Origin of the sequence: Microvirga sp. VF16 (assembly GCF_016864375.1) — a bacterium.
GTDB lineage: Bacteria > Pseudomonadota > Alphaproteobacteria > Rhizobiales > Beijerinckiaceae > Microvirga.
The window spans coordinates 649,784-671,483 of the sequence record NZ_CP069357.1; the positions used below are offsets into that span (position 1 = coordinate 649,784).

The 21,700-nt window shown below is 58.2% G+C and carries 32 protein-coding genes; 24 read left to right on the top strand and 8 right to left on the bottom strand.

All coding sequences use genetic code 11. The features are described 5' to 3' along the window. Positions 1–81: 81 nt before the first annotated feature. Positions 82–216 (bottom strand): hypothetical protein, encoded by a 135-nt coding sequence (locus tag JO965_RS49105; protein ID WP_256451953.1) that lies wholly within the window; start codon positions 214–216, stop codon positions 82–84. Here JO965_RS49105 and JO965_RS42500 point away from each other — a divergent pair. From JO965_RS42500 to JO965_RS42510, 3 genes are read left to right on the top strand one after another with little or no spacing between them, the layout of a single operon-like run. Next, positions 215–628: a hypothetical protein gene (locus JO965_RS42500; RefSeq protein ID WP_203447061.1), complete on the top strand. Its 414-nt coding sequence runs from the start codon at positions 215–217 to the stop codon at positions 626–628. The genes JO965_RS49105 and JO965_RS42500 overlap by 2 nt on opposite strands. Before the next feature lie 41 nt (positions 629–669). Next, positions 670–894 carry a hypothetical protein gene (locus JO965_RS42505; RefSeq protein WP_203447062.1) on the top strand — a complete coding sequence of 75 codons (225 nt, stop codon included), beginning with the start codon at positions 670–672 and terminating at the stop codon, positions 892–894. A 39-nt stretch (positions 895–933) separates the two neighbouring features. Further along, entirely contained in the window at positions 934–1,575 is a 642-nt protein-coding gene (locus JO965_RS42510; RefSeq protein ID WP_203447063.1) for a hypothetical protein, read from the top strand. 181 nt (positions 1,576–1,756) lie between these two features. On the opposite strand, the gene JO965_RS42515 is transcribed toward JO965_RS42510, so the two are convergent. Continuing rightward, positions 1,757–1,978 (bottom strand): hypothetical protein, encoded by a 222-nt coding sequence (locus tag JO965_RS42515; RefSeq protein WP_203447064.1) that lies wholly within the window; start codon positions 1,976–1,978, stop codon positions 1,757–1,759. A 311-nt stretch (positions 1,979–2,289) separates the two neighbouring features. On the opposite strand from JO965_RS42515, the gene JO965_RS42520 reads away from it, so the two are divergent. The 4 genes from JO965_RS42520 (at position 2,290) to JO965_RS42535 (ending at position 3,721) form a co-directional block, all read left to right on the top strand. Further along, the gene (locus tag JO965_RS42520) at positions 2,290–2,628 is read left to right on the top strand and encodes a hypothetical protein (protein WP_203447065.1); all 339 of its coding nucleotides are present in this window, start codon (positions 2,290–2,292) and stop codon (positions 2,626–2,628) included. A gap of 72 nt (positions 2,629–2,700) precedes the next feature. After that, on the top strand, positions 2,701–2,988 hold the full coding sequence (locus JO965_RS42525; protein ID WP_203447066.1) for a hypothetical protein: 288 nt from the start codon (positions 2,701–2,703) through the stop codon (positions 2,986–2,988). Positions 2,989–3,115: 127 nt separating this feature from the next. Then, entirely contained in the window at positions 3,116–3,259 is a 144-nt protein-coding gene (locus tag JO965_RS42530) for a hypothetical protein (protein ID WP_203447067.1), read from the top strand. Positions 3,260–3,307: 48 nt separating this feature from the next. Continuing rightward, complete coding sequence (locus JO965_RS42535) at positions 3,308–3,721, top strand: BA14K family protein (protein ID WP_203447068.1); 414 nt, start codon at positions 3,308–3,310, stop codon at positions 3,719–3,721. A gap of 69 nt (positions 3,722–3,790) precedes the next feature. Here the strand turns inward: JO965_RS42535 and JO965_RS42540 are convergent, their stop codons facing one another. Beyond that, positions 3,791–4,180, bottom strand: a complete 390-nt coding sequence (locus JO965_RS42540; protein WP_203447069.1) for a hypothetical protein — start codon at positions 4,178–4,180, stop codon at positions 3,791–3,793. 105 nt (positions 4,181–4,285) lie between these two features. Here JO965_RS42540 and JO965_RS42545 point away from each other — a divergent pair, with 105 nt between their 5' ends. From JO965_RS42545 to JO965_RS42555, 3 genes are all read left to right on the top strand, one after another. Next, entirely contained in the window at positions 4,286–4,921 is a 636-nt protein-coding gene (locus JO965_RS42545) for a hypothetical protein (RefSeq protein WP_203447070.1), read from the top strand. A gap of 142 nt (positions 4,922–5,063) precedes the next feature. Next, a complete protein-coding gene (locus JO965_RS42550; RefSeq protein WP_246777233.1) occupies positions 5,064–5,471 on the top strand; it encodes a BA14K family protein in 408 nt (135 codons plus the stop codon). Between the two features lie 178 nt (positions 5,472–5,649). Further along, positions 5,650–6,072 carry a hypothetical protein gene (locus JO965_RS42555; RefSeq protein ID WP_203447071.1) on the top strand — a complete coding sequence of 141 codons (423 nt, stop codon included), beginning with the start codon at positions 5,650–5,652 and terminating at the stop codon, positions 6,070–6,072. A gap of 321 nt (positions 6,073–6,393) precedes the next feature. On the opposite strand, the gene JO965_RS42560 is transcribed toward JO965_RS42555, so the two are convergent. Next, positions 6,394–6,636, bottom strand: coding sequence for a hypothetical protein (locus tag JO965_RS42560; protein WP_203447072.1), 243 nt, complete (start codon positions 6,634–6,636; stop codon positions 6,394–6,396). A 758-nt stretch (positions 6,637–7,394) separates the two neighbouring features. On the opposite strand from JO965_RS42560, the gene JO965_RS42565 reads away from it, so the two are divergent. The 6 genes from JO965_RS42565 (at position 7,395) to JO965_RS49110 (ending at position 9,670) form a co-directional block, all read left to right on the top strand. Next, a complete protein-coding gene (locus tag JO965_RS42565) occupies positions 7,395–7,730 on the top strand; it encodes a hypothetical protein (protein WP_203447073.1) in 336 nt (111 codons plus the stop codon). An 11-nt stretch (positions 7,731–7,741) separates the two neighbouring features. Further along, the gene (locus tag JO965_RS42570; RefSeq protein ID WP_203447074.1) at positions 7,742–8,185 is read left to right on the top strand and encodes a hypothetical protein; all 444 of its coding nucleotides are present in this window, start codon (positions 7,742–7,744) and stop codon (positions 8,183–8,185) included. A gap of 72 nt (positions 8,186–8,257) precedes the next feature. Beyond that, on the top strand, positions 8,258–8,512 hold the full coding sequence (locus JO965_RS42575; protein ID WP_203447075.1) for a hypothetical protein: 255 nt from the start codon (positions 8,258–8,260) through the stop codon (positions 8,510–8,512). A 139-nt stretch (positions 8,513–8,651) separates the two neighbouring features. Beyond that, on the top strand, positions 8,652–9,092 hold the full coding sequence (locus JO965_RS42580; RefSeq protein ID WP_203447076.1) for a hypothetical protein: 441 nt from the start codon (positions 8,652–8,654) through the stop codon (positions 9,090–9,092). A gap of 47 nt (positions 9,093–9,139) precedes the next feature. Next, positions 9,140–9,496, top strand: coding sequence for a hypothetical protein (locus JO965_RS42585; RefSeq protein ID WP_203447077.1), 357 nt, complete (start codon positions 9,140–9,142; stop codon positions 9,494–9,496). A gap of 48 nt (positions 9,497–9,544) precedes the next feature. After that, positions 9,545–9,670 carry a hypothetical protein gene (locus JO965_RS49110; protein ID WP_256451954.1) on the top strand — a complete coding sequence of 42 codons (126 nt, stop codon included), beginning with the start codon at positions 9,545–9,547 and terminating at the stop codon, positions 9,668–9,670. Between the two features lie 69 nt (positions 9,671–9,739). Here JO965_RS49110 and JO965_RS42590 read toward each other — a convergent pair whose 3' ends face one another. Both JO965_RS42590 and JO965_RS42595 read right to left on the bottom strand, forming a co-directional pair. Next, on the bottom strand, positions 9,740–10,687 hold the full coding sequence (locus tag JO965_RS42590; RefSeq protein WP_203447078.1) for a hypothetical protein: 948 nt from the start codon (positions 10,685–10,687) through the stop codon (positions 9,740–9,742). Positions 10,688–11,458: 771 nt separating this feature from the next. Continuing rightward, positions 11,459–11,620 carry a hypothetical protein gene (locus JO965_RS42595; protein WP_203447079.1) on the bottom strand — a complete coding sequence of 54 codons (162 nt, stop codon included), beginning with the start codon at positions 11,618–11,620 and terminating at the stop codon, positions 11,459–11,461. 799 nt (positions 11,621–12,419) lie between these two features. On the opposite strand from JO965_RS42595, the gene JO965_RS42600 reads away from it, so the two are divergent. From JO965_RS42600 to JO965_RS42610, 3 genes are all read left to right on the top strand, one after another. Further along, the gene (locus tag JO965_RS42600; protein WP_203447080.1) at positions 12,420–12,650 is read left to right on the top strand and encodes a hypothetical protein; all 231 of its coding nucleotides are present in this window, start codon (positions 12,420–12,422) and stop codon (positions 12,648–12,650) included. Between the two features lie 338 nt (positions 12,651–12,988). Continuing rightward, entirely contained in the window at positions 12,989–13,105 is a 117-nt protein-coding gene (locus JO965_RS49900) for a NepR family anti-sigma factor (RefSeq protein ID WP_371827018.1), read from the top strand. 117 nt (positions 13,106–13,222) lie between these two features. Next, positions 13,223–13,429 (top strand): hypothetical protein, encoded by a 207-nt coding sequence (locus tag JO965_RS42610; protein ID WP_203447082.1) that lies wholly within the window; start codon positions 13,223–13,225, stop codon positions 13,427–13,429. A gap of 46 nt (positions 13,430–13,475) precedes the next feature. On the opposite strand, the gene JO965_RS42615 is transcribed toward JO965_RS42610, so the two are convergent. Next, on the bottom strand, positions 13,476–14,159 hold the full coding sequence (locus tag JO965_RS42615) for a GntR family transcriptional regulator (protein ID WP_203447083.1): 684 nt from the start codon (positions 14,157–14,159) through the stop codon (positions 13,476–13,478). A gap of 937 nt (positions 14,160–15,096) precedes the next feature. Between JO965_RS42615 and JO965_RS48725 the strand changes: the two genes are divergently transcribed. Continuing rightward, complete coding sequence (locus JO965_RS48725; protein WP_371827019.1) at positions 15,097–15,471, top strand: cell wall hydrolase; 375 nt, start codon at positions 15,097–15,099, stop codon at positions 15,469–15,471. Positions 15,472–15,557: 86 nt separating this feature from the next. On the opposite strand, the gene JO965_RS42625 is transcribed toward JO965_RS48725, so the two are convergent. After that, positions 15,558–16,025, bottom strand: coding sequence for a hypothetical protein (locus JO965_RS42625; protein ID WP_203447085.1), 468 nt, complete (start codon positions 16,023–16,025; stop codon positions 15,558–15,560). 553 nt (positions 16,026–16,578) lie between these two features. Here JO965_RS42625 and JO965_RS42630 point away from each other — a divergent pair. The 4 genes from JO965_RS42630 to JO965_RS42650 all read left to right on the top strand — a co-directional run bounded on the left by JO965_RS42630 (position 16,579) and on the right by JO965_RS42650 (position 21,658). Beyond that, on the top strand, positions 16,579–18,867 hold the full coding sequence (locus JO965_RS42630) for a MobA/MobL family protein (protein WP_203447086.1): 2,289 nt from the start codon (positions 16,579–16,581) through the stop codon (positions 18,865–18,867). A gap of 92 nt (positions 18,868–18,959) precedes the next feature. Then, on the top strand, positions 18,960–19,745 hold the full coding sequence (locus JO965_RS42635) for a hypothetical protein (RefSeq protein WP_203447087.1): 786 nt from the start codon (positions 18,960–18,962) through the stop codon (positions 19,743–19,745). Between the two features lie 36 nt (positions 19,746–19,781). After that, positions 19,782–20,975: a DnaB-like helicase C-terminal domain-containing protein gene (locus JO965_RS42640; RefSeq protein ID WP_203447088.1), complete on the top strand. Its 1,194-nt coding sequence runs from the start codon at positions 19,782–19,784 to the stop codon at positions 20,973–20,975. Positions 20,976–21,304: 329 nt separating this feature from the next. Continuing rightward, positions 21,305–21,658, top strand: a complete 354-nt coding sequence (locus tag JO965_RS42650) for a TrbC/VirB2 family protein (protein ID WP_203447090.1) — start codon at positions 21,305–21,307, stop codon at positions 21,656–21,658. Positions 21,659–21,700 lie beyond the last annotated feature (42 nt).

Here is a 21,700-nt window from a genome sequence, read left to right on the forward strand (position 1 = left end):
CACAGGGAGACCCTCGCATCGCGAATGGCCGCAGCATTCGTGACTCTGCGGGATAAGCCATCCGGCCCTCGAGAAACCTTCCTACGCCTTCGAGCCGAGGAAGCCCGTCTGGCTATCCGGCATCCGGGCCGGAAGCGCCGCTAAACCATCGGGATTTTCTGTCCTTCTGAGATGGGCAGACAAACCGAGATGAAAATCCCCGAAAGGAATGGCCATGGCGTTCGACTTCTCGAAGATCAAGGTTCTCACCCCGGAGGAGCGGGCAGCGCGGGAGGCGGCCGACTTTCAGGCCCAGATCGCCGAGGACGCCAAGAAGCGTGAGGAGTTGTCCAAGCACACGATCACCGTGACCCTGAGTGAGTTCCCAATGCACCGGTTCACGACATCGGGAGACAAGATCGTCGCCTTCCACGGAGCCGATGAACGGGGCCGCCGCTTCTCCGGGACCTACTTCGTCCCCTACTTCCGGGACCGCTCCGAGATCGACGCGATGCTCGCCCCCATGGATCAGGGCACCAACGTCGTGGTCCGCGGCTACTGGAAGAAGCGCACCTGGCGCAACCAGCAGAACCAGGAGGTCGAGTCCTGGGAATTCCAGATCCAATTCGTCGAGCCCAAGCAGGGCTGAAGCCACCGATCCGTCCTATCCGAACAGCAGGAGACGCCGTTATGTCCGACCAGAAGATCGTGTCCGCTCGCATCACTCCGATTTCACGCTCGCCGTTCGGCCCGCTGCCGGAGGTCCACGCCACCCTTGAGGACGGCAATGAAGTAAAGCTGTTCGACTACTATCCGGACGAAATCAGCTTCTCCTCGTCCGAATTCGTCGGTCTGACCGAGGAGCAGGGTCGCCGCCTCAAGTTCCAGAAGGACGTGGCTTTCCTCCGCTCCTAAGCCGACACCCTCCCCCACATCAAGAGAAGGATAGCGCCGATGACGGCTGCCACCGACCTGATCGCCACTCACCGCTGCTTCGTGTTCCCGGACGCCGAGACTGCCGGAGCGGTCTACACCGAGCTCATGCTCCGCAGCGAAACCGACTACATGGGTCTCTACATCGACCCGCCGACCAAGACGATCCTGGTTAGTGAGCCCTTCGGTGATGCCTTCGTGTCCCTGCTCGACGACACCGGCAATCTCGGTCCCGAAATCCTGGTAAAGCAGAAGATCGGGAACGCCTTCTACGACGTCGGCAACGCCCTCGAGGTCCTGCAGAAGATCTGGCACACACCCCAGTATGGAATGGGCACCGACGGCAACCTCTATCTGATGAGTGGGCCGGACATCGTCTACAACCTTCCCCCAGGTGGGAAACTCGGTCTCTTCTACGACACCGACACCGCCCTGGGCGGAACACTCCACAAGCATGGCCCGGCCGATCTGGTCGAGGAACAATTCGTCAAACATCGCGACGCCTTCCGGGCGGCCGGCTGGTACGAGCGCGCCAACCAGATGAGGTTCGTCGAGATTCCGGTCGCTTCCCTCACGCCGCCGGTGATCGCCGAATTGAATGCCTGCCTTTCCATTTCGGGGCGCATCGGGAAAATCACCGAACGCCTTGGTCCCCTCCACTGACCGGGAGGGGCACAATCGACGATTGTCCCCACTGCGAGGGAACAGGGGAGCGGGATTGGCTCAGCGGAGCCCGCTGTTACGAGTGCGAAGGCACGGGCATCGCCAAGGACGATGATCCGTGCCGCGACTGTCGGGGTGACGGAGCCTGCTCAGGCCGGTGCCTGGAGAATGCGTCCGGTCACTAAGAATTGAGTGGGCGGCTGATACGAAAGTCCTCGAAGAAGCCGCTCACAAAATGGTGTGAGGCGCTTTCCAGCGCCCGGATCTTCTCTTCCACCAAGTCAGCCAAGACGCTGCTCGGATGAGAGGCCCGGACCTCTCTGACTGCATCCCTGACCTGATTGAGGTCTAAGGAAGAAACCATCGCCCCCTGACTATTTCTGGGCCCCTGTTCCAGTGTCATGCGTGATCTCCACGTATGCCGACGATGCGGCGGAATAGCCCCAGCCCAACCGCCACACCAAAGTAGGAATGGCATTCGGCGGTTTCTATTGAGGCCCTGATTACGAATTCGTTATTGCGCCGGCTCCTCACCGGCATGTGAACAATGGCCGACCCACGGCATCGGGTCGATTACGCCAGGGGTAATGAGAATGGCCCCCGGTCGGCCGCCAAGCCTGGGGAAAGTTGACCAGTTCGGTCGAAGTTCGTCTGATTTGGTTTAAAACAGGGAAAGGGGAGGACAACGCTCCCCGAAATCATTGGGGGAAAACGATGTTCTCGTTCCTGTCGCAATTCTTCCTGGGAGAGCCGCCGCAGCCGCGGGACTTCGACATCGGGGCGATCTACCACTCCCCGAACCTCCATGCCTTTTTCATGTTCGGCCTCATTCTGCTCTGCATGTGCCTGGCTCCGGCAGTGCTGGCTCTCTGGAAGGCTCACAGGCAGGGATGGGCCACTGGGCTCGGCCTCGTGGTTCTTGTCGGGGTAGCCATCGCGACAGGCGGCGTCTACGCCAGCGGATACTCAGAGGCGAAATACCCCAACCTTCAAGGAGCGCCGGCCAAGAAAACAGCCGCCGCCGGCAGCACAACGTCTCGCACCTTCGACTAACCCGTAACGGGTGCTGCCTTGGTAAAAACCCCGAGGAGACACTAGGCCGTCAAAGGAAGAGGAGGACCGATCGTGTCCGGATTCATCATTGAGGCGACGATCACAGGGCCGCAGGCGACCCTCGGCGAATTCAGAACCCAGTTTTTGGATTCCTTTCCCGTCATCAGGAAAGACAGCTCGGAAGAAATCATCGTCACCTTATCAGGCGGTGACCTGGACCCGCGTCCTACTCTCCTGAACCTCTCCGGCGAGTTTTCCGCCCTGACATTCTCGGTTGTGGAATATGCGGCTCATCTCGGGATCGATCAGGCATCGCACTGTTGGATCGCGCAGGACGGAGAAATGAGGCCCGGACAATAGGGACACCAGCGACGGCATTCTGGGGAATGAACTCGTCCAAGCCACGGCTCTTGCATCGTTCGGAAGCTTATTTCGGATCATGAGCGTGAAGATGAATTCGGAAAAATCCCCAGAAAGGATCAGGACAATGGCTCGCTTCAACCCGGTTCAGGCAGCTCTCGCCAACGCACGCAGCCAGGGTCGCAGCACCCACAAGGTCGTCGACACCCGCCGGAAGGGCAAGGGCGTCCCCTACAACCGCGCTGCAGCCAAGCGCCGCGACGACTACTGAGCCGGCCGCATCCTTCGCCCTCCCTCCTCGAAATCGAAAGCAGCCTCGATGCGCAAGTTCGCCACCCTGTTTCTCGCCCTGCTGACCCTCGGCTTCTCATTCGCAGAGGCCGCAGCACAGTCTCGGTATCCCGGAGCCTATGGCGAGAGCCGGTACAGCCGGGATCGATACGCCGACTACGGGCGTGGGTATCGGCCTCGGTACGACGAGCCACGCCATTACGGCCGTCCGCGACACTACCGTCGCGACAATAGCGGCGCCATCGGAGCAGGGATCCTCGCCTTGGCCCTCGGCGCTGCCGTGGTGGGCGCACTCGCCAACCAAGCCCAGGCGGCTCCGCCTCCTCCTGCCACGACCGACCCCCAGTTGGCGGCCTACTGCGCGCGCCGGTTCCGTTCCTACGATCCCATGACCGGGACGTACCTGACGGGAGCAGGCGAACGCATGGTATGCACCTACTAAGCCGCTCTCCCGGACGGCACGAAAGAGGCTCGACCGAGCCTCTTTTTTTGTGTCGGACGTTTCAAACCCCTAGCGAAGATCCTTCCGATCGTAGGTGTCCTCGCTCTTGGATCCATTGGAGTGTGCCTCAACGATCCTGATCTTGCCGCCTTCCACCATTTCATAGGTCAGGACACCATTGTCCGGATGGGTACGCCAGCGACCTTCCGCACTTGCCCAGATGACGCGATTGCCTTCCAGCCGGCAGCGATAGCTCCAAACCGAGCCGTCAGACGGCCGGCTGTAACTCACGTGCGTCACGTCACCGTCCGGCCGCGCCATCATGATGCTCGGGTCACGTCCCGTCACAGACCCGACCGCCGCGCGACAGACAACACCTTTCTCGGCCTGGGAGATCTCTGCGGCAGTTGCCGCAGTCGAAACCATAACGCCTAGAACCACCAGTTTTAACCGAACCATTATTCTTGCCTCGAAGAAAGCTCGGAATCTCTTTCTTTCCAATCCCTATCTGGTGCAATGTTCGGTCTACGCGGTCCAGCGTACTCCTCACAATAATCAACAATCATGCTTAAACACGCCTCAGCACTCAAACTCCGCCACTTTAGAAATCTGGCCCTCGCAATTTCCGCTCTGTCCGTCATTGTTTCCATGCCTGAGGAGACAAAAGCAGCAAGCGAAGGACCGCAACCTGTCTACATCAATGGATCTTGGGTGGTCCGCAAAGCGGATACCTATCCCAACAAACGGATCTATCGGCGCTATTCCTTCACAAAGGATATAGAGATGCCGAATGTGATGCTTCTCCAATGTCCGAAAGACCCAGGGAAGCACGTCCATTTCAGTCTCGAAATGCGGCGTGTCGGACCAATCGATAAGGTGTTCAATTCCGAGTTTGAAAACTTTAATGCCCGTTTCCTAGTCGACGGCCGACATAGCTTCACGCTCCCTGGAGAGTTCATCAAGACGGAGCTCTTCTTTGACCGTACGCCTGATACGGCAGAAGATTTCGACGAGGTCATCAGAGCGAGCGAGTTTCAAGCTCGTTTCGGGCACCAGGAGGTTAGGGTTATCTTCAAGGTCATGCCGGAGTTCACGAAAGCACTTCCCGAACTTCTACAGGCTATGAAGGCCGGTCCTGTATCTGTTCTGACGACGGACGAAGCTATTCGCGATTGCCGGCGGTACCGAGGCGAACGTTAAGTCTGCATTCATGGACCTAAGTCCACATATTCAAGCCAATTGGCCAAAGCTATGATAGGGGACAAGTTCTGGCTGAGGTCCGACAGGCCCTCGGGCCACTCCCCTCGGTTAATGGTCTACGGAAAGGCCACAAGGAAAGACGATGCGTAAGTTCGCTTCTCTGGTTATCGCCGCTTCGATGCTGGCGGCTCCGATGTCTCAGGCTGTCGCTGCTCCCCGCCCCCAGACTCCCGACATCACGAAGGAATACCCGGGTGAGGGCTACACCCAGTACCGCAGGTACTATGGAGGTCCGCGCTACTATCACGGACCTCGGTACTATCGCCGCGGCGGAAACGGCGCTGCCGTCGCAGCCGGTGTGGCCGGTCTTGCCGCCGGCGCCCTGATTGCAGGGGCGATTGCTAGCCAGGCACAGACCGCGCCCCCGCCGCCTCCCGGCACGCAGGATCCGCAGCTCGCCGCATACTGCGCCCGCAAGTATCGTTCATACGATCCGGTCACGGGTACGTTTATGGCAAGCAACGGCTATCGCTACGTCTGCACCTACTGATCGGCCCGTTTCCGAACAGACGCAAAGAGGCTCCTTTCCGGGGCCTCTTTTTCTATGGGCGTTTGCCAAGCCTCTGGAAATCGAAAACCCGCCTGGCCGAGCACGGCCCAGGGTTTCTCCTATTCCGCTAAAATCATCTCTGCGATCCGATGATTTGAGAAACCCCGAAAGGTTCGAAATGACCGACGTTCCCGCATCCCAGCCCCAGGGCCTCGAAAACGATCCGATGACGGATGTCGGCCACCTCCTGATCCGCGCCTACAATGGCGACCAGTTCGATCCCTTCATGGTCATAGGACACCCGAGCCGCACGGAGCAGCCGGATGTGATCATCAGGTCGTGCTTCTACTACTCGATCCTGATGACGCCGAAGATCACGATGCTCTACGACAACTGCGGCCGCGGCGGCATGTGCGACATGACCGTCGATGAGATCTCCGTCATCTGGAGAACCCCTCCCCTGCTCGAAAAGCTCGGCACTACCTTCGAGGCCCTGCAGGACGGTACCGCCGCCATCACAGCGACCGAGGCTCCGAAGCCCGATATCGATCTCTGGGCCCGGATCGCCGAAGCAGAGGGTAAGGTTCTGAAAGCGGCATAAAGCGGTATTGCAAGTCGAGCCGATCGGTTTCAGGCTCCAGACTATGGCTTGCCTGAACCGAAATCGCTTGTCTCAATGACCTCTCGGTCCCCCCTCAGCGGCTTTATATGTCGCGACGGCCGGAGGAGCCTCGTCTTCGGAGAACGGGCAGACGGCTCCATCGCCCATATCTCGGAAGTCCCAAGCGGGCTGGTCTGCGCATGCAATTGTCCGGAATGCGGTACCCCCCTAGTCGCCAGGAAAGGTGACCAGACCGAACACCACTTCGGTCATCACGGGTCTGCTGATGGGCGACCATGCGCGACCGGGCCTGAAACCGCGTTACACAAGTTCGCCAAGGAGGTCCTCGCTCGCAATTTGCAGATCTTCCTCCCCACTCTCGAACTCACTGACGCCGACGATCGATGGATTGGCTTCGAAGGCAGGAAGTACAGCTTCGATTCCGCCGTCCTTGAAAACCGGATGGGTGGTATCGTCCCCGATGTCATCGCACGCAAGGCGCACCGAGATCTGATCATCGAATTCGCTGTCAACCACGAATGTGGGCCCGAGAAGATCGCCCACATCAAAGAACTCGATCTGAGCGCGATCGAGATCGACCTATCGATGCTCACTCATGAGGCCCATTCACTCGGGCGCCTGGAAACCGCAATCCTCTATGAGGCTCCCAGGAAATGGCTCCACAATCCACGGCTTCGGGAAGGCGAAGCTGAGCTCGAGGCGAGGAGAAGGAAAAGGGCCAATGCGTTCTCTCGGAAGATCGCCGCTATGTCGCGCTCGTACGATGCCGCACTCAATGATCTTCGCCTGGTCCACAATGAATGTCTCGCCGTACGACGAATACAGGCTGATAGTCTGGAGAGAGCCATCGGCCATGACGTTCCGGGCTCCGGATGTTTCACGGTACCCCCGCGCGACTGGCTGGCCACGATCCTCGCCGATGTCGTCGACATGGTTGTGTCAGGCCGCCAATCTCCGATTACCGTAAAGGGTGCGCTCTGGAAGCTCCGGGAACGCCGGTGGATCAACCGTCGTTTCAGCAACATCTCTGAAGCAGAAGCGACACAACTCCGCAGCACAAACCCGAAGTTCGGGCTTCCTGAGGAGGCAATTCGCTCATGGGCTGCCATACTGTCCCGGCTTAGCATTCTCGTCCCCATCATTGGTGGAGACCGATGGATTCTTCATCCGATGGTCGGGACCGAAGCTTATTGGGCCCGCTCCGCCAGTCAGGGTCGCGGGCAATAGCCTCCTCTTTCGGATTCGTTTCTCGATCATAACCATGAAGAAATGATCGGACAAATCCCCGAAAGGATCCTGCAATGGACGCGAGCCGCTACACCCTGAAGCTCCACAAGGACTTCCCCGGCAAGGGCTGGCTCCTCGAGCTCCACATGAAGGATAGCGACGAAGAGGATGTCGCCTTTGTCGAGACATTCCGCGCCACCGCCTTCCGCTACCTTGGCGCAGCACCTCATGGGTTCACCCGCCACGACGACGGCAAACGCTTCATCGACACCCGCTGGTTCCTGCAGGGCGAAAGCTCCGACTGGCTGATGTTCGAATTCTGGACCAGCGACCAATCGGCCATCCTTGATGGGGTGATCCGCGTCATTGAGGCACTGGAAACTCAGGGGTTTTCCGTCATTTTACAGTGAGAGGACATTTTATGGCCGATCACTTCAAGACGACCTACTACGTGCTCGACCCCAAAGGGGTCGTGCATCGGATCAGAACCGAGACCATAGGAGACCTACGGGCTCTCGACAGCTTCCGCCGTCATTGTCTAGTCCACGGCTACACCGCCAAAGGCGAGGCCGAGGTCGCCGATGCCCTGGAAAAGAAGATTCACGAGCAGATCTTCCCGGGCGGCACGATCAAGCACGAAGTCCAGAACGCCTTTCTGGATGCGAACGGGACTGTCGTCGATCATGACTCGCCCAAAGTATTTTTCGAGGCGGTGGGCTATGTCGGCACCTTGAGAAACCGATGCAAGGCGCGGCACCGAAAGATGCTGAAGGACGAACTCCAACCCGACGGCAGCTTCGCCTTTGTCGACCCGGCTCCCTACCACGTCGAGTTACCTGGGCTTTCCTCGGCTCCGACGCACTGATCGCAGCATCATTCTTTTCGGGACATATCCATGAACCAATGATTGGGCAAAACCCCGAAAAGGAGATCGGACATGCGGATCCGGCGCTTCAGCAGCTTCGACAAAACCATCGGGTCCGACCGCGACACGCTGGTCAGCGAGTTCCTCGACGTCAGCACTGCCACTGACCACGAGTTCTCCAACGAGCTCGGCCGTCAGCGTTACGCCCGCTACATCCATGCGGTCGGTTGCCTCCAGTATGGCGACAAGTTTCTCGCTGACCTGGAGACGGCTTACGCCAGCGGGGTGGTTCAGCGCCCCGCCTTCCCGGTTGGGGAGGTCGCCTGACCCGCCAACCCGCCCTCACAAGGGGCGGGTTTTCTTTTGCTCCTGCTTCCAAACCCCATCGCCCTAATCCCCGCTCATCTCAATTCCCGATTGGGATTGTGAAGAGATGATCGAAAAATCCCCAAAAAGGAGCAAGGCGATGGACACCCTCGAGCAATTCACGGTTCTGTCCGGCATTCGCATCCAGGTTCTCGCCCAGGCTACCGCCTGCAAGACAGCCTTCGCCCGTGACCTCCATGAGCGCCTAGCGCAGCAGCTCGCCTACATCTGCAAAAAGCTTCGACTGGAAATCGCAGTCGCGGCCCGCTTCGGGGACGAAGACGAGGGCGCCTTCGGTTGGGTAGGTCCGGACGAGATCCACCTGATCGACAGCCTCTACATCGATCACGGGACCCGCGAGTACCAGATCAACGGCGAGAACTGGTACTCCCTCGATGGCGACGGCGAGCCGATCGCCTCGCCCTCGACTGCCGAGCAGATCGAAGGGCTGGGTCGGTTCATTGAGGAACTCGCCCAATACGGCGTCCTCGTCACCGCCAACTACGTTTTCATCCCCTGCGACGAGCAGATCGCGGCCTAAGGGTTTCGCTTCCCATCGCGACGATCTCACAGCTTCGGAGAAACAGCATGACCGCCGCATCGCTGAACAAACCGGCCCCACTTATTTGGACCGACCGGATGTCCACTGGCATGAGTCACTACACCTACTTCGGCGGCCGGGCGCCAGGTGAGCAGCTCGTCTACGTCCTGCGGAGCGATCTCATCCTGGACAAGGGCACGCAGGAGCGCTGGGAAGTCTCTTGGAACACCGGTTGCTATCCGCGTCGACTTCCGGAGAACCGGTACCATCCGACCCTCTGGGCCGCAGTCGAAGCCGCCGAGGCGGAAGTCGCCCGAGTCACCGCCCAGCCGAAACAGCCCTGCCGGGCCTGCGGTCCTCACTGCGACATCTGGAAGGACAGCCAATTGGCCATCGCCGCCTGAGAACTTTCCCTCTCGATTCGCTCACGACAAACAGAAAGGATGGCCTCGATGTCGATCACCGTGAAACGTCCGAGAAAACGCTTCCCTTGGAAAGGCATGCTGCTCAAACGGGACTGCTACCGTGACCTGAGCACCTGGTGGGGCGAGAGCTTCTACCGCCGTAAGAAAGCCTGATCCGAACAGGACGCAAGAAGGCCCCAAAACAGAGGGGCCTTTTTTCATGCTCGCGTCTTCAAACCCCAGCTATTGGGCGGCCAGTGTCTTACGAAGCTGAATGGAAACGTCAGTCGCCTCCTGATCAAGGCGTCCTACCTCAGCATTCACCTCAGGTGTCCATAGCATCGAATTGCGCCCGAACCTCTCGAAAATGTCGTCCTGAGCCTTTTCGAGTTTGCGCTGCCGATCTCGCAATGCCTGGATCTCGGACGTAGCAACTGGCTCAACGACTTCATCCATTTCCGTATTCGGCACGAGATAATAGTCGCGGTCCTGATTTTGGACGGCGCGATATAGATGCTCTGGATAAAGCTGACCTTCTTCCCACGCCTCGGGGTCGAAATCCGACCAATCGCGCTCGGCCTCACCAGCCCCAGGAGAGAACGTCACTGACGCTTCATTATGAACAGCTGCAGGTTTCGGCTTCTCAGAAGCAACAACCTTCGGCGCCTCGACAGGCTTCGCCCTCTGCTCGACGACAGGGCCAGGCCTTGTTGACGCTGACGGTACAGCAGCATCCGTCTCCTGAGGAGAGACAGGCTCGGGACCGGACACATCCGGCTCCATTGTCTGTCTTGCTCTCTTGGACAGCAGCAGATGGGCCTCTTCATCATCAATGCCAGGATACTGCGCCTTGATGGCCGCAACCTGCTCATCGGTGAAAGTGCCCTTGGGCACGATGTAGCTATTGGTCACCCGGAAGGCGCGCCTGCGCTCCCTCAGAGCCTTCCGGTGCTCCGCTACAAGCACCTCCTGATCGTCCAGTTTTTTCTTCTCAGCCTCTTTGGCCGCGAGCCGACGCGCGATCCACTGCTCGCCTTCCTCACGGATCTTGGCCATCTCAGCATCGATCTGTTCTTTGCGCGATTGCACACGCTTCTCGATCACACCGGGACGCTCAGCGCCCCAGGAGTAGCGCTTCCCGTCCTTGCGGGCCGTGTTGACTGATACTGATCCGGTCGCAGCAGCGCCCATCACAAAGCCTCTCACTTCGTCAAAAACAGGAGGCGTGCAGCTGGACTCACACCTCCGAATTAAACCGGAAGGTAGCAGCCTTACGGCCAAGATTCAACGAAGTGAAACCCGGAAGGCCGAATTCAACTGACACTCAAATGGCAGTTATCACCAGAAACCTCCTGCCAGTCCGGGCCGCCGGAAAGGCAGATGGCCGGAAAACTGACCTGTCGCAGCAACGGCAGGTCCGAAAATTCTTACCTGACAGCCCAAAGTAAAACGGCCTGACAGGTCAACTTCCGGCTCACCTTTCACACTTCGGGCGAGCGACAGGTGCGAAGATTGGAGGCCTGCCACATCTTCTCCGGCCTGGCGGACACCCCAGCAGCCCTCCGTCTACTCTTTCTGCTCTCTGAGAGGCAGTCCGTCCGCGATCGAGCGATGGTCGACAGCACTCAGTCCTCGCTTGCTCCATATACCCATGCGACACCCGCCGCTTGGTCCGATCGCGCTCCGACGGGATCCCTGCTCAATGGAGCCGCCTGTCACTTCAGCTCAAATGTGAAAGGTCGGTTTCGACACCACCTGTCATCAGTTCCGGCCCAATCCGTCAGGTCCAGTTTCGAGACACCTTTCATTTGGGCGACAGGTCATACATGCGAGCACCTGTCATAACCTCAGCCAAACCCTTACGACGCAAAGGCTTGGCTTCTCTGACACTCCCTTGCGACTACAGATGCGGGAGGAAACCAAGCTCGCCTCCTGCCAGGAGCCTCCGCTCGACACGCTCCATCAGACGGGCCGGATCGACCACAGGTCTGCCAGAGCAAGTGACAGGTCTGGAGCAAAGCGGCCTGGCACGCCGAGCGGCCGCCCGCCCCGCCCCGCCAGTGCCATCGAGGCCGAGGGCACCCTCCCCGCCTGGTCGAGGCACACCAGCGAACCAGACGACATGGCAGGTCAAGAAACCTTCGGCCTGTCAGAACAGTGACAGGTCATGTCACAACGGACCTGTCACCCTTTCTCCCGTTAGATCGCAGTCGATCCTGGTCGCTGCAGCTCCCGGATCTCCCACGTGCACCGGCCGGACTCGCCATCTCGCCCGCCAGACTCCATTCGTGCAAAGTAAAACCCCTGTTCGGAGCGTTCACAGAACGCCATGGGTCTTTTGCTTGGCCTGAATACATAACCTTAGCTTGACGCTTCAGCGTAACGCATAACAGCGGGTGTACCCCCGCGATCCAACTAGAGCGTATTCACAACAGTTTGTACTGCCGGAATACGTTTTCACGGCAGACTGAGACGCGCTCTCACTGTGTGCGCGTCCCCAAACCCGCCAGGAGCGGCCTGGAGGCCGGTCGAGGCAGGGCAGGCTCAAAGGCCCTCGATCGGCTCGGGAGGGGCCACAGGCCCCGTTTCACGTCCCGCATGACCCTACCCCGCCGACGGGCATAGCCTGCGGCTGTCGGAACACCTCTGAGGCTCACAGACCCCCAACAGGAGGGGTCCAGAGGGAGGTTTAGGGGCAGGATATTTTTTAGGCCCAATACCTCAGTTTTGGCGCAACTATCGTTTCGCCTAAAACTGATGTCTCTTACATTGGGCTCTGCGAGGCTGCCCCGGCGCGCTTTGGCTGAGGCCAAAGCGCACGATCCAGGTGGATCGTGGCCGGGTAGGAGCGAGGCTTCAGGCTGCTGAACGCATCCCTGCCTCGCAATCCGGACGCGAAAAGCGCGTCTATCGTGAATACTATGTGAATACTTGCCGCCGCAGAACGCTCCGGCTGCGGGCGGACGACAAGCGTCCGCATGCTCTCTCGGCCTCTGCCGCTCTCAAGAGCGGCTCGGCCCGGCTGACAGGCAGCCGCCGCAGGTTTCCTGATCGTCCCGGCGAGAGCCGCCGGCACGATTTCCCGCTGGTTCACGGAGCCATGCGGCTCCTCTCAAGACTGATCTTCGGTCCCTCACAGAAGCACATCGGTTGAGCCTCGTTAGGAGCGCGCTCACAGTTGCGGCGCACCACCGACTGCTCCGCCGAAGCCTCCGACCTGGGCCCGGAGGTATGTCTGGACGAACGTGGCCACGGCGAGGGAGAGCGCTGCTGCGTGCAAAATTGCAGGTGGGGCACACCGGAACCCGCCCAATTTTCGGCTGATTGCGGCTCCCTTACTAGGCCAAGCCCAAGTCGTATTGCCAACAAAGGAATGAGACGCCCATGGGTGAGGACGCACCAGAGACCCAAGGCGCGCTTGCCTTGGCATCGGCACCAGGCGGCACCGGTGGCGGCCGCAGACCTCCTGACCCGAAACTCAAGCGGTCCACCATGACCCGGCTCGGGCAGGTGCTACGGAGCGAGTATGCCTCTGTGATCAAGGAACCAGTTCCCGACGCTCTGCTTGCCCTTTTACAACCGGGCCAGGATCCCAGCCGGCCTTCCTAGAGAGCCGGCCGGCGGCTCGCAGATCGTGAGGATGTCGGTGTAGCTCAGAGCAAAGCGGTTTGCCCGCGTGGATCCGTTTCGACCCATTCGCGTTTGCCGCCTGACAAGGAGCTCCTCATGGATCAAAAGCAACTCAATGACATCTGGAATAAGCACGCTAATGGCCAGAGCATTGGCTCGGACACTGCCGCAAGTTCCGACCCTCACGGCACTGATACCATTCAGAAAGTCGATCGTGCTTGGGAACGCAAAAAGGGAGAAAAGGTCTGGACGGAGGTAAAGGATTACACTGGGAATCTGGACCCTCAAAAGACCGAGCGGTGAGCTGGAGGGTCTTACGGCCCTCCTTCCTGCCTATCCATGGTTTACTTCAAACCTTATCGGAGGCCCTACGTCCGTATCTGACCTGTCGGGCCTCCCCAATCACTACTCGAGTGCTCTGCACATGGCGGCGCATCAGAAGCTCGGCCAACGGCCCGTCTCCGGACTGAATTGCCTCAAATATCCGGACGTGCTCGATGTGACGCTCCTCATCCCTCCCCTCCTTCCGTCCCCAGTGCATCCGGTAGAGGATCCGGTTGTACCGCCAAAAGTCATTATTCATCAGGCGTGCGAATTCTCGGTTCCCTGAGATCTGAATGATCTTCTGGTGGAAGTCGATGTTAGGCTCATCACCAGTTGCTTCGACAGCCTCTCCTGAAATCTGGGTGGCCTCCTGATCGATGATTGCCTTCAGCTCCGCAATATCTTCCTCTGTCGCTCTCATTGCCGCTTTGTAAGCGGCTCTAGCCTCCAAGACCTCTCGCAATTCATACAGATCGGCCACATCCTCGGGTGTGAATACCGTAACCCTAGCGCCTGAATAAGGGTGGCTCTCAACAAGACGCCTCTCCTCAAGCAAGCGTAGCGCCTCACGCACTGGTGCCCGGCTCACCCCAAGGCGCTCGGCCAGCGCAGCCTCCTTAAGCTGTGCCCCAGGCTCGAACTCACCACTGAGGATTGAGGCAGCGATCTTTTCCGCGACAATGCTGCGAAGAGAGAGGATGTCGCTCATAGAAGCGTAGCCATTGTAGCCATTCTCACTTTATAACGTCAGATAAAGGACGATCCCGCCACTTCTTGGCGGTTGTGGCATAAATGTGTCTGGACTCCGGCGGTCCTTCGTATACAAGGTGACGAAGTTTAGTTGCGTAACAGGAGACGCCCATGTGCAGGGTCGTTTCAAATTCAAATTTGCCCTTCGAAGACACAGGCAGCCAATTCGCCGTATCCCCTGCAGACTCCGCGAGCGGCCGGCAACTGCAGATCATGCCTGCTTCCAACACGCTCACTTCCCCCAACCGCAAACCGTACCTTCGGCTGTGATCATTCCGACAATTATCGACGAGTGCCTAAGCCCCATCGGCGCTTAAACATCCCAAACGTCAAATATCGCCGGTCCTACTCATTCCCACCAACTGAACCATCCGAGCCAAATCATCCAGCCGGAACGTTCAGCACATCGAGAAACTGCTTAGCAAAGGTCCCTTTCTGGTTCGTTACTGCCGGGGCCTTGGCAACCAAGGTCGAAAGTCACAGAAACCCACCACCCCAGGTTAGCGACCGACACGACCAACAGTCCGTGCCAGGAACTTAAAGACCCCACAAAGCCAATTGCCAGACGGCCCTCTTCAATGGGGCGAAATAGAAAGAGGTTTCCCGAATTTGCGTTCCAGACCAGCTCTGCGCTAAAAAGGAGCATGACCCGAAACGCAAATCATAAATCAACGTCGCCGATCTGGACTGCCAGCATTATCTGCCTAGCGCTTGGTGGATGCCAGAGCGCTCTATTCAAATCGGCGCAGCCAGTACCCTCCTTCCAGACAAATGCCCAATTCCACGCACCCCTGCGGAAGGAGACGCCAAAGCAGACAACGCTGGTGAGCAGCAGCGCTCATGAGTGTCTAGCTCGCGCTATGTACTTCGAGAGCAATCGAAACAGTGATGACGGAATGCTTGCCGTTGGAACTGTCGTTATGAACCGGGTCGAGTCCCCCAAGTACCCAGACACGATCTGCGAAGTTGTCGGTCAAAAAGGGCAGTTTGCCAAAGGCGTTCTGACTAAGCCAACGCCCGATCCAGGATACTCGCGCGCAAAGGTGGTCGCGTCTGAGGTTCTCACCGGCGCCAGGCACAAAGCCGTCGGGCGATCGATGTATTTCCACACTGCTGGATTCCGGATCCCGTACAAGGATGCTCAATATTTGGTAGTGGCCGGCGGCAACGCCTTCTACACCAGGGGCGCGACGACGGATGAATCAATTCCGACCTTCACGCCACTGAAACTTGCATCGCTTCAGTTCTCATCCGTCCAGTTTCTTCAGTGATATAACGCAAAAAGGCCGCCAAATGGCGGCCCCCTGCGAACACCCTTACGAAATCGTCGAAGGGCTTGGTGCGTCAGAGTTCATCTCTACGCATTATCGATGACGTTGACATTGCTTGCGACAAGAGTCAGCGAAACAACCCGCTCGCCGTCATCTTCCGAGTACGCGAACGGAACAATCATTCCACGCACCTCGATCAAATCACCTATGTTCAGTGAGGACCTCATATCCTCACACTTTGCCGGCTTGCGCACGACAATCGTCAGCTCACACGCGCCGTCTTCCGGGATCTCGTTCAAACTCTCGGATGTTGCAAGGGCGATCTCCAGATATTTCCTCTGGCGCATCCCCAGAACACGGCCCGAGACATTGAAGCCTGCTCTGAACTTTGGCAGATCAGCGAAAACTTCGCCCATTCGGTCCACAAAGCGCTTGTCCCGGCACACAACGTTTGTTGCGGCCGCGACGGCTTCAGTAAGCCGGGAGAGATTTCCACTAATCGCAATTGGGTGGAAAATCGATTCCCTTATACTTCCATCAGTTGATCCATCCATTTCCTGGTTGCCCCTTTTGGGTGTTTGTTAAAGTCCTTTTTGGACAGGATTCTTATACTCGGTAACTCGGACATAAACAAAGCTGAATCCCTAGGATGGTAAACATCTGAACCATCAATTTTAGCAATTGTGGACAGGACTTTCGGAAATGTAAAAAACGCAATGTTTTCGCAGGATTAGCACAACATTCGTTCGCTCACGCTTCGATCAGAAAACTGCACCATTTCGGCTCAGTTTCCGCCTGACCCAAAGCGTCTCAGAGCAGGTTAATTCCGAGGTATGAAGTGGTCATAACGTGCTTTAACTCGCCGTTTTGTGGTACATCAGGTAGGAAGTTCAATTTGCAAATCAAACGATGACTGAGCAAGAAGCTGAAGAAATGGTTCGCCGCGATACCGCTCGCGCACTCGCGATCTCCGGCCGAATTGCAGACGCGGAGCGTAGAGCGCAGGAGCGGGTAAGGCGCCACAGCACGTCGCCAAAGAATTTGAAAGCTATGCTTGATGCGATGAAGTCACCTGGGCTTAGATCCGCCAGAGACTTCAATCGCTCTATGGCCTTCAAGACCGCACCGAGGCCCCAGGCCCCCGATACAGGTGGGGTCACGTTTCACTTTTCTGTGACTTCGGTCTCTAAAACCAACCGCACAGTCGCCGCCTACGCTGGCCGCTCGCCATCCGGGAGTGCGGAGCAGCACGAAAGCTACATTGAGCGGGACGGTGCTGCGGAGACCTTCATCGACCCGGAGTCGAAGCGGTTTGACCAGGAACAAGCGGCCGAGGGTCAGGACTACATTGAAAGGCCAGGCGCCTCTGAGGAACTTCATGAGGACGACGGCATCATCATCTCTTCCTTCGGGAATATCGCTGATACGAAGGAGGAGCGTCTCGAGTTTTGGAAGAAACTCGAAGCCATCGAGCAGAGCCCCAGGGGGCACAAGTTCATTATCAATCCCTTTCGGGGGGCTGACTTTTGGGACGCAGTTAAGAAGCATGCGGATTCAGGGAATGAAGTTCCGGATCCGCTCACCCGTGCCATGAAGCATTGCCTGAGTGATGTGACCCCGCTCGAAATCACCCTCAAAGACGAGCAGGCGATCGAGCTGCTCAAGTTCGCCCGTACAATGGGAGATTTCGAAACTGATGCCGCGATCAAAGTATCCCTCGGTCGGGGCGGCCGTGTTCAGACTAGAATTATCGCCGAACTCCCCCATGAAATCACTCCGGCTCAGCGGCTTAAGCTCGCAAAGGAGTATTGCGCAGAGTTCGATCGGCTCGGTCTACCTTATTGGGCTGTGATTCACGCTCCCGACAAGCACAACGACCGGCGGAACTTTCATATCCACATCGCTCTCAGCGAGCGCCCTGCCAAGAGGATGATACACCCGACAACGGGGAAGGAGGTATGGGATTTTGAGGTAATCGAGACGTACCAGAACAAGTGGCGGCATGTACGCACGCGATATCCGTTTGCCCAGGAGCGCATTCGAGAGATGAATAGTCTCGCGTGGGTAGGTGTCGAGCGCCGCCGTTACAAGAACATCCTGAACAAGGCCTTAGAATCTGCAGGGAGTTCCAAGCGCTACGACCATCGCTCCTACAAAGCCATGGGAGTCACCCAGAAAGCTAAGAAGCGCATCGATCCGAAAATCTATGCAAAGGAACGCAAAGGCCAGATCACGGAACAGGGTATCGAGGCCGCCCGGCAGCAGTGGGCAGCTGCAGCGGACGAACTTGACCAGCAGTCCAGGCAGGCCGCGACCACGGCGGTCAATGCGAGCTATAAGAACCGAGCCTTCTTCACGGCCCTCCACTCAGCCGGTCACCCGGATTCCGAGCGCTTCCAAGGATTGATCCGTAGGTCGGCCGATCTTTACGGCCTTGTGATGTCGGCCGTGGCCTCCCAAACGGCAGCAAACTTTGTGGCTGACAAGATGGTGTCCCGAGCGCGTCTCAAGAAACCCGCGCAGAGGACCAAGATCGATAGGATTCTGATAGAGGTGGCCGCGGAAATCAGAGCCACCGAAGGTAAACAGTTTGGCGCACTTGCCGATCGCTTCGCGGCTGAATACCGGGAGAAGGCCTCGCAGATTGCCCATATCCGGGCCGACTTCGCCAGATCTTTTCAAAAGCAACTTTTCGGTCAGTTCCTCGATATGTTGGCTCCCAGCAACCCGGCGCCTGGCCCGAAGCCGCGCCGCCGCGGGATGTCGCTCCAGGAGATCAGGGAAATGACCGCAGGATGGTTTCCGAAGCACACCAGCTTGTCGGATTCCCCATCCAAACCTGCACCGCAGCCTCCTCAGGGGTCGGCCGTCGATCGTTACCTCGGCAAGAACTTCTTCAATCCGAAGAACGCGGGCAAAATGCCCGAGCGCGGAGCCAAGCCGGCCTCAGCTCCCAAGTCGGCCCAGGTGACGGAGGCAACCAGTAAGCCTCAGGCTCCCGCTACATCTGTCGAGAAAACCGGGAACCCGCAGGCGCCTACCGTAGAAGTGAAGCCTCCACCGACACAAAAGGCTCCGCTCGCTCCACCGCAGCGACCAACACCAACCCCAAGTCACGCGCAAGCCGATGTGGTCGAGCGTGCATTGCCGGGCCAGGTTGATCAGAAACCGCCAGCCAAAGCCCCGGCTTCCGCGATCGTTGAACCCAAGCGCACGATCCCAGAGGTTGCTCCCATCCCGGCGCCAGTGGCCGAAGAACTCCCGCGGAAGAAGCGGAAGCCGCGGAAGACCGGCGTTGAAGAGACCCAGGAGCAGAAGCCTGCTGCCGCAGACACGGAAACCCGTCGCCGCGCAATCCTCGCCCAAAGACGGCGCACACGTGGCGAAGGCCGATAGATTGCAGTTCAATTCCTGTTTTGTTCTTGTAATTCGGAGGAGGTTTGATACTTTAACAGGTATCAACCTCCCCGATTCAGGAATCGACGCGCATGTTCGACGCGCAATCGCTGGTGGATCTCTCCAAGAAGGGTCAAAAGCAGATCGTCGTGGCGATCCGGCTTGCTGCGGCCTTGGCTGAGAAGGGGCGCTCTATCAGCCGCCACGAGGCGGCAGCCCTTTGTCGAGTATCGGAGCTCGTTTTTGAAGAGGTTCGTAAAGACCTCGAGGAATTCTTCACGATTCACGCAGGTCGGATCACGTTCAAGGATAAAGACAGCCAGCCAGCGCCGTGGGAGATCGATGACAGTAAGGCTGACCAGAGGGTCGCTAAACATCTCGAAAGCTTGGTGAAGCGTCACGAACAACTCAACGCCGATACCCCGAAGGCTCGTGCGATCCGTTATCTCATCGCTCTCGGAATTGCGGAGCAACAGGCACCGAAGACCTATCACTGGCTCGCCCAAGCCCACGGCCATGATCGGTTGGTACAGGCAATCGATTACTGCAAGCCACTCAATCCGGCGGAGCCAGTCGGGATGTTGCTTAACTGGCTGCGGCGCACCGCCGGAACGCCCGCATCTACCCTGCGGGTACCGAAGCCCAACGTCGTGTTCAAATTCGTCAAGCCGTCCAATCCCGAAGCCGCGAAAACCGAATTCATTGGGTGGGAGGCTCCGCCAGATGGAGTGGATCCATCGAACCCCGAATTCAAATGGCCACAGGGAGCCCGTAGACGCATCTACCGGCAGCGGACGGGCCATATCCGGTTGGAGCTCCCTCCCCCTGATATGCCGATCCCTTCGATTCAAGAAGATATCGGCTTCCTCGTCCGCTGACCTCATCCAGCCACAGTTCCAGACGGCAGTCCAAACATGAACGCGTATGACGAAATTATCGGCGCAGTGCTGCGCGAGCCCAGCCTATACGAGAAGGTGCGATTTCTCAGTCCGGGTGACTTTGTCCAAGACGACCATATCCAGATCTGGGGTGCGATTCGTGAAAGCGTCTCCGAAGGGTACGATCCGACGCCAGAACGCATTGCCGCTTCCACTTTCCTAGATGACCAGGATCTTCCCCGCCGGCTGATCCACCGAGCATCGGCCAACGTCGATGCCCTGATCCGTCAGGCCCATCTGATCTCCGAGGAGCGGAGTAGAGGTCGAGCCATCACCTTAACCCGTGAGGCCCTGAAAAAGCTTGAGGACAGATCAAATCCACAATGGCGCGATGTAACGAAAAGCCTTTCTGACAACCTGGTGAGCGAAACACCAACCGGGCGCTCTATGAGTGCCAACGAAGTTCAGAAGCAGCTTCTCCGGCGCCTAGACCGGCAAGTCTCCACCCGAATCCCGACGGGTCTTCGAGCGTTGGATGCGCGGCTGGGGGGCGGTCTCCACCCAGGTACCCTCACGATGCTTGGCGCCTTTGGCAAGACCGGGAAAACCACACTTTGCGCCACCATCAGCTACAACATGGAGGCCGCCAATATCCCTCACCTGATGGCGTGTCTGGAGCGGGGCGGAACCGAAGTCGAGGAGCTCAAAACGGCCAGGCGGCTCGGCTGCAAGGGTTTCGACCTCGGTAAGTACAAGGACAAGATCGCAGCTCTCGCGCCAGCCAAGCGCTGCTGCCACTATGTCCACGATACAGCCATGACTGTCGACGACCTCCGACACGAAATCCTGTATCACAGACGCCGCCACGGCATTGCGGCGGCCCTCATCGACTTCTGGCAACTGATCCAAGGGAAGGAGAAGGGCGAGTCCCTCGATGCCCACCTGACCAGGGTCGCCCAGCGACTCCAGGCTACCAGTGTCGATGCCGATATTCCGATCTTTATGACCAGCCAACTCAGCGATAATGGCCGGAGCCGTGACAGTTCGGCCGCGCTAACCGCCTCGAACCTCTTCCTCATCCTCCACCGGGACAAAGATGCTTCCGAGGCGTGGATGGAAACGATCGTGAGCAATATCACCGACGAACTCGATATCGGCAGCATCGGATCTCCCCAATTCATCCTCGATCGAGAGGCTGGGCCCCATTTCCGGGACATCACCACGCTCTAGGCGATGGAAGGGACATTTCCGATGAACAAGTCGACCCAGCTCGCTCACCTACGGACACAGGCGGGCTGACCCAAAGGGACATGGCCACTCTGCTTAAAACCAGCCAGCCGTGGGTCTGCCGCCTGGAGGCCAACCCCGATGCCGCCACCGTCCGCTCACTACGGCGGTATCTCTCGGCACTGGGCTACGATCTGGCTCATGGTCCCGCAATAAACGGCAATTCCACTTCATTGTAATTCGGAAAGCGGTTATAGAATGATCCTCGGAACGAATTCCAAACCGTTCGCGAATCATAGGTGGCATGTCGCCTATCAGCAGAGAGGGTTTCAATGAGGTATAAAACGCATCTGGCAGTCGCGGCCTGCGCACTTGCCGTCACGGCGCTCACGGCTATCGATAGCTCGGCGTCCGCCCAAGTATTCGGCGCCCTGGAGCAGAAGGGCGCTAATGCTTTTCAAGCTATCAAAAATCTATCGTTCCTCGTAGGTGGATTCGGCATCATCGGACTCGCTGTTATGGCCTACTTCGGCCGTTTCCAGTTCAAATGGCTCTTCGCTCTTGTTGGCGGCCTTGCGTTGATCGCGTCTTCCGGAACTTTGATTAAGTACGTCACTGAAAGCAACTCGCCCGAGCAGGTCTCAGTAACTGAGACTGACTTCGGCGACACACTTACCGCGCGCTAATCTGTTGATCGGCAGTCGAAAGATCAATCAAAAGGGGGCTTT

What these genes read in the sequence shown, in the direction of transcription:
- JO965_RS49110 (WP_256451954.1), top strand. Translation starts at nt 9,545, where the DNA reads ATGTCGATCACCGTGAAACGTCCGAGAAAACGCTTCCCTTGGAAAGGC.
- JO965_RS42630 (WP_203447086.1), top strand. Translation starts at nt 16,579, where the DNA reads ATGGCCTTCAAGACCGCACCGAGGCCCCAGGCCCCCGATACAGGTGGG.
- JO965_RS42650 (WP_203447090.1), top strand. Translation starts at nt 21,305, where the DNA reads ATGAGGTATAAAACGCATCTGGCAGTCGCGGCCTGCGCACTTGCCGTC.
- JO965_RS42610 (WP_203447082.1), top strand. Translation starts at nt 13,223, where the DNA reads ATGGATCAAAAGCAACTCAATGACATCTGGAATAAGCACGCTAATGGC.
- JO965_RS49105 (WP_256451953.1), bottom strand. Translation starts at nt 216, where the DNA reads ATGGCCATTCCTTTCGGGGATTTTCATCTCGGTTTGTCTGCCCATCTC.
- JO965_RS42585 (WP_203447077.1), top strand. Translation starts at nt 9,140, where the DNA reads ATGACCGCCGCATCGCTGAACAAACCGGCCCCACTTATTTGGACCGAC.
- JO965_RS42615 (WP_203447083.1), bottom strand. Translation starts at nt 14,159, where the DNA reads ATGAGCGACATCCTCTCTCTTCGCAGCATTGTCGCGGAAAAGATCGCT.
- JO965_RS42565 (WP_203447073.1), top strand. Translation starts at nt 7,395, where the DNA reads ATGGACGCGAGCCGCTACACCCTGAAGCTCCACAAGGACTTCCCCGGC.
- JO965_RS42545 (WP_203447070.1), top strand. Translation starts at nt 4,286, where the DNA reads ATGCTTAAACACGCCTCAGCACTCAAACTCCGCCACTTTAGAAATCTG.
- JO965_RS48725 (WP_371827019.1), top strand. Translation starts at nt 15,097, where the DNA reads ATGCTTGCCGTTGGAACTGTCGTTATGAACCGGGTCGAGTCCCCCAAG.
- JO965_RS42640 (WP_203447088.1), top strand. Translation starts at nt 19,782, where the DNA reads ATGAACGCGTATGACGAAATTATCGGCGCAGTGCTGCGCGAGCCCAGC.
- JO965_RS42510 (WP_203447063.1), top strand. Translation starts at nt 934, where the DNA reads ATGACGGCTGCCACCGACCTGATCGCCACTCACCGCTGCTTCGTGTTC.
- JO965_RS42500 (WP_203447061.1), top strand. Translation starts at nt 215, where the DNA reads ATGGCGTTCGACTTCTCGAAGATCAAGGTTCTCACCCCGGAGGAGCGG.
- JO965_RS42520 (WP_203447065.1), top strand. Translation starts at nt 2,290, where the DNA reads ATGTTCTCGTTCCTGTCGCAATTCTTCCTGGGAGAGCCGCCGCAGCCG.
- JO965_RS49900 (WP_371827018.1), top strand. Translation starts at nt 12,989, where the DNA reads ATGACCCGGCTCGGGCAGGTGCTACGGAGCGAGTATGCCTCTGTGATC.
- JO965_RS42535 (WP_203447068.1), top strand. Translation starts at nt 3,308, where the DNA reads ATGCGCAAGTTCGCCACCCTGTTTCTCGCCCTGCTGACCCTCGGCTTC.
- JO965_RS42575 (WP_203447075.1), top strand. Translation starts at nt 8,258, where the DNA reads ATGCGGATCCGGCGCTTCAGCAGCTTCGACAAAACCATCGGGTCCGAC.
- JO965_RS42570 (WP_203447074.1), top strand. Translation starts at nt 7,742, where the DNA reads ATGGCCGATCACTTCAAGACGACCTACTACGTGCTCGACCCCAAAGGG.
- JO965_RS42635 (WP_203447087.1), top strand. Translation starts at nt 18,960, where the DNA reads ATGTTCGACGCGCAATCGCTGGTGGATCTCTCCAAGAAGGGTCAAAAG.
- JO965_RS42595 (WP_203447079.1), bottom strand. Translation starts at nt 11,620, where the DNA reads ATGTCGTCTGGTTCGCTGGTGTGCCTCGACCAGGCGGGGAGGGTGCCC.
- JO965_RS42580 (WP_203447076.1), top strand. Translation starts at nt 8,652, where the DNA reads ATGGACACCCTCGAGCAATTCACGGTTCTGTCCGGCATTCGCATCCAG.
- JO965_RS42625 (WP_203447085.1), bottom strand. Translation starts at nt 16,025, where the DNA reads ATGGATGGATCAACTGATGGAAGTATAAGGGAATCGATTTTCCACCCA.
- JO965_RS42530 (WP_203447067.1), top strand. Translation starts at nt 3,116, where the DNA reads ATGGCTCGCTTCAACCCGGTTCAGGCAGCTCTCGCCAACGCACGCAGC.
- JO965_RS42590 (WP_203447078.1), bottom strand. Translation starts at nt 10,687, where the DNA reads ATGGGCGCTGCTGCGACCGGATCAGTATCAGTCAACACGGCCCGCAAG.
- JO965_RS42505 (WP_203447062.1), top strand. Translation starts at nt 670, where the DNA reads ATGTCCGACCAGAAGATCGTGTCCGCTCGCATCACTCCGATTTCACGC.
- JO965_RS42550 (WP_246777233.1), top strand. Translation starts at nt 5,064, where the DNA reads ATGCGTAAGTTCGCTTCTCTGGTTATCGCCGCTTCGATGCTGGCGGCT.
- JO965_RS42515 (WP_203447064.1), bottom strand. Translation starts at nt 1,978, where the DNA reads ATGACACTGGAACAGGGGCCCAGAAATAGTCAGGGGGCGATGGTTTCT.
- JO965_RS42540 (WP_203447069.1), bottom strand. Translation starts at nt 4,180, where the DNA reads ATGGTTCGGTTAAAACTGGTGGTTCTAGGCGTTATGGTTTCGACTGCG.
- JO965_RS42555 (WP_203447071.1), top strand. Translation starts at nt 5,650, where the DNA reads ATGACCGACGTTCCCGCATCCCAGCCCCAGGGCCTCGAAAACGATCCG.